At 64.6% G+C, this 7917-nt stretch carries 9 protein-coding genes; 4 read left to right on the top strand and 5 right to left on the bottom strand.

From position 1 onward, the window contains the following. Nucleotides 1-158: 158 nt before the first annotated feature. Both lptE and holA read left to right on the top strand, forming a co-directional pair. The gene (lptE, locus tag JHD59_RS17835; protein ID WP_199155218.1) at nucleotides 159-713 is read left to right on the top strand and encodes an LPS assembly lipoprotein LptE; all 555 of its coding nucleotides are present in this window, start codon (nucleotides 159-161) and stop codon (nucleotides 711-713) included. Beyond that, nucleotides 694-1698, top strand: a complete 1005-nt coding sequence (gene holA, locus JHD59_RS17830; protein WP_103321402.1) for a DNA polymerase III subunit delta — start codon at nucleotides 694-696, stop codon at nucleotides 1696-1698. Before lptE ends, holA begins: the two co-directional genes overlap by 20 nt. 44 nt (nucleotides 1699-1742) lie before the next feature. Here the strand turns inward: holA and JHD59_RS17825 are convergent, their stop codons facing one another. Further along, nucleotides 1743-2918, bottom strand: a complete 1176-nt coding sequence (locus JHD59_RS17825) for an MFS transporter (protein ID WP_199155217.1) — start codon at nucleotides 2916-2918, stop codon at nucleotides 1743-1745. 139 nt (nucleotides 2919-3057) lie between these two features. On the opposite strand from JHD59_RS17825, the gene JHD59_RS17820 reads away from it, so the two are divergent. Both JHD59_RS17820 and JHD59_RS17815 read left to right on the top strand, forming a co-directional pair. After that, on the top strand, nucleotides 3058-3933 hold the full coding sequence (locus JHD59_RS17820) for a LysR family transcriptional regulator (RefSeq protein WP_199155216.1): 876 nt from the start codon (nucleotides 3058-3060) through the stop codon (nucleotides 3931-3933). A gap of 170 nt (nucleotides 3934-4103) precedes the next feature. Further along, nucleotides 4104-5387: an MFS transporter gene (locus JHD59_RS17815; protein ID WP_199155215.1), complete on the top strand. Its 1284-nt coding sequence runs from the start codon at nucleotides 4104-4106 to the stop codon at nucleotides 5385-5387. A gap of 26 nt (nucleotides 5388-5413) precedes the next feature. On the opposite strand, the gene rlmH is transcribed toward JHD59_RS17815, so the two are convergent. The 4 genes from rlmH to JHD59_RS17795 all read right to left on the bottom strand — a co-directional run bounded on the left by rlmH (nucleotide 5414) and on the right by JHD59_RS17795 (nucleotide 7614). Next, nucleotides 5414-5884 carry a 23S rRNA (pseudouridine(1915)-N(3))-methyltransferase RlmH gene (gene rlmH / locus JHD59_RS17810; RefSeq protein WP_103321399.1) on the bottom strand — a complete coding sequence of 157 codons (471 nt, stop codon included), beginning with the start codon at nucleotides 5882-5884 and terminating at the stop codon, nucleotides 5414-5416. A gap of 62 nt (nucleotides 5885-5946) precedes the next feature. Next, nucleotides 5947-6315 carry a ribosome silencing factor gene (gene rsfS / locus JHD59_RS17805; protein WP_011134073.1) on the bottom strand — a complete coding sequence of 123 codons (369 nt, stop codon included), beginning with the start codon at nucleotides 6313-6315 and terminating at the stop codon, nucleotides 5947-5949. Nucleotides 6316-6391: 76 nt separating this feature from the next. Further along, entirely contained in the window at nucleotides 6392-7030 is a 639-nt protein-coding gene (nadD, locus tag JHD59_RS17800) for a nicotinate-nucleotide adenylyltransferase (protein ID WP_199155214.1), read from the bottom strand. After that, entirely contained in the window at nucleotides 7027-7614 is a 588-nt protein-coding gene (locus tag JHD59_RS17795) for a carbonic anhydrase (RefSeq protein WP_103321397.1), read from the bottom strand. Before JHD59_RS17795 ends, nadD begins: the two co-directional genes overlap by 4 nt. Nucleotides 7615-7917 lie beyond the last annotated feature (303 nt).

Below are 7917 nucleotides of genomic sequence, written 5' to 3'. Positions count from 1 at the left end.
GTGCAGAAGTTCATGGAAGGCAAGCCGGCCAAGAAGATCATCGTGGTGCCGGGCCGCCTGGTGAACATCGTCGTTTAATCCTATCCTGACGCGCGGCGCGGGGCAGCCTGGCTGTTCCGCGCCGTTTTGACTGGCGGCCATCCGCCATGGGGGAAAACATGAAACACACGCTGCAACTGGCCCTGTTCGCCGGCTTCGCCTTGCTGCTGACTGCCTGCGGCTTCCATCTGCGCGGCCTGGGGGGAACGATGAAGCCGCTGCCGTTCTCCACGCTGTATCTGGAGGCCGGCGGCAAGTCGATCGAATCCGACCTGCGCACCGTGCTGGCGCGCCAGCCCAAGCTGGCCGTGCTGGACCAGGCCAAGGGCGCGCAAGCGGTGCTCAGCGTGGTGGGCGAGAACCAATCCAAGGACATTCTCACCATCAATACCGGCGGCCGCATCAACGAGTACCAGCTGACCTACACCGTCACGGTGCGCGTGGTGCTGAACGGCGTGCCGGTGGAGCCGGACATGACGGCGACGGTGCGTCGCAGCATGAACTACTCGGATAACCAGGTGCTGGGCAAGCAGCAGGAAGAAGACCTGTTGTGGACCGATGCGCGGCGCGACGCGGCCGAGCAGATCGTGCGCCGCCTGGCGTATCTGAAAGTGCCGGCAGCCGGTCTGGCCGGCGCGCAGAGCGTGAAGCCCGATGCCGTCACTCAGCCCTGATGCGCTGAACGCGGCGCTGGCCAAGGGGCTGGCGCCGCTGTATCTGGTGCATGGCGAAGAAGCCCTGCTGGCGCTGGAGGCGGCAGACGCCGTGCGCCAGGCGGCCCAGGCCGCGGGCTATCTGGAACGCGAGGTGCTGACGGTGGAGGCTGGTTTCGACTGGTCTCAGCTGACGGATTCCATGTCCAGCGTTTCGCTGTTCGCTTCGCTGAAGCTGCTGGAAATCCGCATTCCCGGCGGCAAGCCCGGCACGGAAGGCGCGGAGGCCTTGCAGCGCTTGGCCGCCCAGCCGCCGCAGGACACCATTACCCTGATCACCTTGCCCAAGCTGGACAAGGCGCAGCAGCAGAGCAAATGGTTTGCCGCCCTGGACAAGGTTGCCATGGCGGTGGAGGCGCGTCTGGTGAGCCGCGCCGAGCTGCCGGCCTGGATTTCGCGCCGGCTCAAGGCGCAAGGCCAGCAGCTGGGCGCGGAGGCGCTGGAGTTCTTTGTCGAGCGGGTGGAGGGCAATCTGTTGGCCGCCCGCCAGGAAGTGGACAAGCTGGCGCTGCTGTATCCGAAGGGCGAGCTGAGCCTGGCCGACCTGCAGGCCGCTGTGGCCAATGTCGCCCGCTTCGACGTGTTCCAGTTGTCCGAGGCCTGGCTGTCCGGCGACACGCCGCGCCTGCTGCGCATGCTGGATGGCTTGATGGCCGAAGGCGAAGCGCCGGTGCTGGTGTTGTGGTCGCTGGCCGAGGATGTGCGCATGCTGCTCAAGCTGCGCCAGGGCCTGAAGGACGGCCGCCAGCTGCGCGACATGGCGCGCGAGCTCAGGCTGTGGGGCGAGAAGCAAAAACTGGCCGAGCCGGCGCTGCGCCGCATCGGCCCGCGCAAGCTGATGGACGCCTTGTCCGAATGCGCGCGCATAGACCGCCAGATCAAGGGCGTGGAGCCGGGCGAGCCTTGGCAGACCATGCGGGCGCTGGCGACCCGGCTGGCCGCCTGAGCCGATGTCCATCATCAAGACGGGCCGCAGATGCGGCCCGTTTTTTACGCACTGGCGAGGCGCATGCCTCGAGCGGCGCGAGCATGCAGTACTCCAAGCGTAGCCAGCAAGGTCAAGGCCGCCAGCGCCGCGGCGAGTAGGCTGAGCCGCGCCAACGATCCGCCTTGATCCAGCAGCCAGCCGGCCAGCCAGGCCCCCAGCGCGTTGCCCAGATTGAAGGCGCCGACATTGAAGGTGGAGGCGCGGGCGGCGGCCGGCCCCGCCAGACGGATGACCAGCGCCTGCAACAACATGCACAAGGCAAACGCCATGCTTCCCCATGTCGCCATCAGCAGCAGGGCCAGGCCTAGCCACTCGGCGAGCAGATAAAAGCCGAGCAGGCTGGCGCATAGCAGCAGCAACGTCAGTACCAGGCCGCGGCTCAGGTTCCAGTCGCTCAAGCGGCCGCCCAGCCAACCGCCCAACACCAAACCCATTCCGCACAACAGCAAGACCGGGCTGGCGTATGCCTGCGGCAAGCCGCTGATCTGGTTCAATACGGGCAGCAGATAGGTGAAAAAGGCAAACATGCTGCTGGCGGCGAGTACACTGCATAACAGCGCGAACCAAACCACGCCCGGCAAGCGCGGTGGTTTGGCAGCGCTTGCCGGGCTGCCGGACTGTGCCGGGACCTGCCAGCCAATCAGAAACAGCGTGACGATGCCGAGCGCCAGCACCGCGGCGAAGGACGCGCGCCAGCCGCTGACTTGACCAATCAGCGTGCCAGCCGGCACCCCCAGCACATTGGCCAGCGTCATGCCGGAAAACATCAGCGCCATCGCCCGCCCGGCCATGCCGGGCGGAGCCAATCGCGCCGCCATCACCGCGGCCGTGCCGATGAAGCTGGCGTGGCAAAACGCGGTCAGCACCCGCGCCAGTAATATAGGCATCAAGCTGGGCGCGAGCAGGCAGGCAAGATTGCCGGCGACGAAAATCGACATCAAGCCCATCAGCGCGCGTTTTTCCTCCAAACGGGCGATGAGACCGGCCAATACCGGTCCGCCCGCCACGACGCCCAAAGCGTAGGCTGATACCAGATAGCCGGCGCGGGACAGCGGGATGTGCAGATCGGCCGCCATGATGGGCAGCAGACCCATGATGATGAATTCGGCGGTGCCGATGGCAAAGGCGGCGACGGCCAGCGTCAACAGGGCGGGGCTAAGTAAGCGGGGGGAAGACATGGAGAGTCCTATCAATGATGGGATGCGCTAGCCTAAACGCCGCATGGCGCAGGAAACAGGTGGCCAGCCCTCCGCACTGTCCGGAGCCATTTGTCATGAATGGCGCTACACTGCCCGCAATGGAAAGGAGGACGCGGTGTTGGCTTCATTGAGTGATTTATCGGTTTTCATCGCGGTGGCGGAGCAAGGCAGCTTTGTCGGCGCGGGAAGGCTGCTGGGGGTTTCCGCGTCGGCGGTGGGTAAGCGCATCAGCCGCTTGGAAGGGGAAATGGGCATGCGCTTATTGCAGCGCAGCACTCGCGCGCTGGCCCTGACTGCGGAAGGAGAAACGGTATTGCGCCGCGGCCGGAGCATGCTGGCGGAGGCTGAAGCGATGCGCGCGGAGCTGGAGCGCGCCAGCCGCCTGCCGGGAGGCGTATTGCGGCTCAGCCTGCCGCCTATCGGCGGCGTGTTGATCGAGCCTCTGGCGGCGTTCCAGCTGCGCTACCCCGATATCGCGTTGGAGCTGGATTACAGCGAGCGCAATGTCGACCTGATCGAGGAGGGCTTCGATGCGGCGATCCGGGTCGGCGAGGAGGATGACAGCAAGCTGCGCAGCCTGTCGCTGCCGGGGTTTCGCCGGCTGATCGTGGCCGCGCCGAGCTACCTGGCGCGCTATGGCCGCCCTGATCATCCCAAGCAGTTGGCGCAACATCGGCTGATCCACTACCGCTCGCCCAATAGCGGCAAACTGGAAACCTGGCCCTTGGTCGATGCGGATCTGCCGCGCGCGCTGGTGTGCAATAGCGTGCATGCGCGGCTGGAGTTTGTTCTGCAAGGGCAAGGCATTGCTTGTCTGCCGGACGTTTCCATCCGCCGCGAGCTGGACGACGGCAGCTTGCTGCCGCTCCTGCGCAGCGAGGAGGGAGAAAGGGCGCCCTTGCGATTATTGTGGCCATCGTCGCGCGGAGTTTCGGCCAGGCTGTCGGTGTTTCTGGACTTCATGCGGCAGCAGGCTGCATCAATCTGTGCATAAGTTTTGGTTTGCTCCTTCTTTGTGGATAAGTTGGCGTTCGCCTTTGATGGAAAATCTCAGAACCAGGCTCCATCTGGCTTGCTAGTCTTAAAGCGATTAAGAAAATCAGTTAAGCGTCTGACGAGAGGCAGAACCAGGATAGTCGTCGGACGCGAGACAAAGGGGGATGCATGGCCGGTTTGAGCGGTTGGGCCCGAGGACGCTTCCACTATGCCTGGATCGTCATTGCCGTCACCTTTCTGGTGATGCTGATCACCGCGGCCATCCGCGCCGCGCCCAGCGTGATGATGGTCCCGCTGGAGCGGGAGTTCGGCTGGAGCCGCTCGATGATTTCCTCGGCGCTGGCCATCAATTTGGCGCTGTTCGGCCTGATGGGGCCGTTTGCGGCGGCGGCAATGCTGCGCTTCGGCTTGCGTCGCACCGTGCTCAGCGCGCTGGCGTTGCTGGCAGTCAGCGTGGCCTTGTCCAGCCAGATGCGCAGCAACTGGCAGATGCAGCTGTTATGGGGATTGATGGTCGGCTGCGCTACCGGCGCTACGGCGATGACGCTGGGCGCCTCGGTGGTCAATCGCTGGTTTGTCCAGCATCGCGGACTGGCGATGGGTTTGCTGACCGCCAGCTCCGCCACGGGGCAGCTGGTGTTTCTGCCGCTGATGGCGTGGTTGACTGGCGAGCACGGCTGGCGCGGCACCATCTGGCTGATTGCCGGCTGCATTGTCTGCGTATTCCCGCTGGTGTGGTGGCTATTGCCGGAACGGCCGAGCAGCATAGGGCTGAGGCCGCTGGGCGAGCCGGACAACACGCCGCCGCCTGCCGCGACGCATCACAATCCCATCCGCATTGCCTTCGGCGCGCTGCATACGGCCAGCCGTTCCGGCGATTTCTGGCTGCTGTTCGCCAGCTTCTTTGTGTGCGGCGCCAGCACTAACGGTTATATCGGCACCCACTTCATCGCCATGTGCGGCGACTACGGCCTGACGCCGGTACGCGGCGCCAGTTTGCTGGCGGCGATGGGCATGTTCGACTTGCTCGGTACCACGCTGTCCGGCTGGTTGTCCGACCGTTTCGCGCCGCAAGCCTTGCTGTTCTTTTACTACGGGCTGCGCGGCTTGGCATTGTTGTATCTGCCGCAGGCCTTCGGCCTGGAGTATTTTTACGGCTTGCCCTTGTTCACCATGTTTTACGGCCTGGACTGGGTGGCGACGGTGCCGCCCACGGTGAAGCTGACTACCGGGGTGTTCGGCAGCGAGCAGGCGCCGGTGGTGTTTGGCTGGATCGTCGCGGGCCACCAGCTGGGTGCGGCTTTCGCCGCGCTGGGCGCCGGCATGCTGCGCAACAGCCTGGGCAGCTATACGGTGGCGACGATGATTTCCGGCGGCTTGTGCCTGGTTGCCGCGGTGCTGGTGTTGCGTATCGGTCGGTGGCGTGCCATCGCCATGCCGGGACGTGCCTGACGCAGGCGGGCAGCAAGCAGGGCGGACTACTCGCGGTGATACGGATGGTTGTTGAGTATGGAGTAGGCGCGGTAGATCTGTTCGGCCAGCATCACCCGCACCATGCCGTGCGGCAGGGTCATGGCGGACAATTGCAGCAGCACGTCGGCGCGCTGTTTCAGTTCGGTCGATAGGCCGTCGGCGCCGCCGATGACGAACACCACGTCGTCGCCGCCAGCCATCCATTCCTTCAGGCCTTCCGCCAGTTTGACCGAGGTCCAGTTCTTGCCGCGCTCGTCCATCACCACCAGCCGCGCGCGCGGCGGGATGGCGGCCATCAGCCGCTCGTGCTCGGCGGCGATGCCTTTTTCGGCGGTGACGCCGCCGCCGCGTTTCTCCGGCTTGATCTCTTTCAATTCCAGCGTGATGTCGCGGCCGAAGCGCTTGGCGTAGTCGGAATAGGCTTCATCGACCCAGCGCGGCATCTTGGTGCCGACGGCGAGTATGGTGATTTTCATCGGGAAGGGCTTGTGCGGATGGGGAAACAAGGGCGGGCATGATGCCCGCCCGGAGGGTCAGCTTAGACGGCAGACCACGGCTTGGCCGCGCCGACGGCGAAGCTGGGCTTCTGGCCGCCCCACAGCGCTTCGATGTCGTAGTAGTCGCGCACGGCGGGCAGCATCACATGCACCACCACGTCGCCGGCGTCCACCAGCACCCATTCGCCGCTTTCGTGGCCTTCGCTGCCGACGATGTCCACGCCGGCTTCCTTCAGTTTCACTTGTACGCTGTTGGCCAGCGCCTTCACCTGGCGGTTGGAATCGCCGGTGGCGACGATCATGCGCTGGAACAGCGAGGTGAGTTTGCTGGTATCCAGCTCGATGATGTCCTTGCCCTTGATGTCTTCCAGGGCTTCGATAGCTAGTTTGCTGATTTCTTGAATTTCCATAAGTCCTTTTCCTGTGCCGGTACTTAGCAGGCACAGGCCGGCAAGAGGTACCAAAAAGAGCGGGTAGGGCGGCGCCTTACCGGTATAGCCCCTGCCGGCGGATGTAGGCCAGCACGGCGGGGTCGATCAGGCCGTCCACCGCTTCGTCCACGGCCAGCATCGCCCTCAGGCGGGTGGCGGACAGATCGAGCGGCGGCAGGGCCAGGGGCCGGATTGTACCGGAAGCTGTTCGATTTGAAAAATCATGGACTTGCCGAGCCCGCCACTCGTCCAGCACTGGCGACGGCAGGTGGTCCGGATCGAAGCCGGGACGCAGGGCGACGGCCAGGTTGGCCAGGGCGAACAGCTCGCGCCACGCCTTCCAGCTGGACAGCTGGGCCAGCGAGTCGCCGCCGATCAGGAACCATAGCTCGGCGGCAGGGCCGAGTTCGGCGCGCAGTTCGCGCAGGGTTTCCACGGTATAGGCGGCGCGCGGGCGGCGGATTTCGCGGTCGTCGGCGCGCAGCGCGGGCTCGCCGGCGATGGCGAGGCGCACCATTTCCAATCGCTCGGCCGGGCTGGCATGGGGGCCGCTGTCGCGGTGGTAGGGCTGTCCGGCCGGGATCAGCCGGACTTCATCGAGCTGCAATTCCGCGGCGAAGGCCCGCGCCATGCGCAGATGGGCATGGTGGATGGGGTCGAACGTGCCGCCGAAGACCCCGATGCGCGGATTCATGCGGCGGGCGCAGCCTCTTCGCCATCGCCGTAACCATTGACGATGACTTCCAGCCGGCCGGTGGATGGGTGGATCACCATGCCATGCACCGGGACGTCCTTGGGCATCAGCGGGTGGTTGCGTATGGTCTGTACCGAATGGCGCACGCTGTCGGATACGTTGTCGAAGCCCTTGAGCCAGGTGTCCAGGTCGATGCCGGCCGCGCGCAGCGTGGCGATGGTGTCTTCGCTGATGCCGCGCTCCTGGGCGCTGGCCAGGATCGTATTCGGATCGATGGCGCGCATGCCGCAGTCGCGGTGCGCCACCACGCAGATTTCCTCGGCCCGCAGCTGGTATACGGCGACCACCAGGCTGCGCATCACCGAGCCCCATGGGTGGGTAATCAGCGCGCCGGCGTTCTTGATCAGTTTGGCGTCGCCGTTTTTCAGGCCCATGGCCTTAGGCAGCAGTTCCACCAGGCGGGCATCCATGCAGGCCAGGATGGCCAGGCCTTTGCCGGGAAACTTGTCGGTTTTGTATTGCTCGTACTCGCGGCTTTCTACGAAAGCGCGGTTGTGTTCGAGCAGGGTATTCAGTCGGTCCATGCGGTCTATATTCCTGTGCGGATGACGTGTACGGGACGTATTCACGTTCATTCTCCCGCCCTGCTTTAAGGGAAAATAAAGGTCAATACGCCCTGGTGCTTTTACTCCATTTCGGGCGGCATGCTATCACCAGTCGGCAAAGTCGGGACAGAAATTCGCAGCGGGCGGGTCTGTTCGGGGGCGGGACCATGCGATGGCTGGCGGAGGCACTCTAATTATACAGAGTTTGATGAATCTCCTTGCCGTAGCCGGTGGGCTTGCCTAGAATCGCGCCTCCTTAAATATTAATGCTTGCTTATTCTG

The organism is Chromobacterium sp. ASV23 (assembly GCF_016428945.1).
GTDB lineage: Bacteria > Pseudomonadota > Gammaproteobacteria > Burkholderiales > Chromobacteriaceae > Chromobacterium > Chromobacterium sinusclupearum.
The sequence above is the reverse complement of the archived record's forward strand: the minus strand, read 5'-3'. Positions and strand labels throughout refer to the sequence as shown.

Bases quoted from the DNA above. Each gene is read 5' to 3' on its own strand.
- rsfS (WP_011134073.1), bottom strand. From the start codon at position 6,315: ATGGAAATTCAAGAAATCAGCAAACTAGCTATCGAAGCCCTGGAAGAC.
- nadD (WP_199155214.1), bottom strand. From the start codon at position 7,030: ATGAATCCGCGCATCGGGGTCTTCGGCGGCACGTTCGACCCCATCCAC.
- holA (WP_103321402.1), top strand. From the start codon at position 694: ATGCCGTCACTCAGCCCTGATGCGCTGAACGCGGCGCTGGCCAAGGGG.
- JHD59_RS17825 (WP_199155217.1), bottom strand. From the start codon at position 2,918: ATGTCTTCCCCCCGCTTACTTAGCCCCGCCCTGTTGACGCTGGCCGTC.
- rlmH (WP_103321399.1), bottom strand. From the start codon at position 5,884: ATGAAAATCACCATACTCGCCGTCGGCACCAAGATGCCGCGCTGGGTC.
- JHD59_RS17815 (WP_199155215.1), top strand. From the start codon at position 4,104: ATGGCCGGTTTGAGCGGTTGGGCCCGAGGACGCTTCCACTATGCCTGG.
- lptE (WP_199155218.1), top strand. From the start codon at position 159: ATGAAACACACGCTGCAACTGGCCCTGTTCGCCGGCTTCGCCTTGCTG.
- JHD59_RS17795 (WP_103321397.1), bottom strand. From the start codon at position 7,614: ATGGACCGACTGAATACCCTGCTCGAACACAACCGCGCTTTCGTAGAA.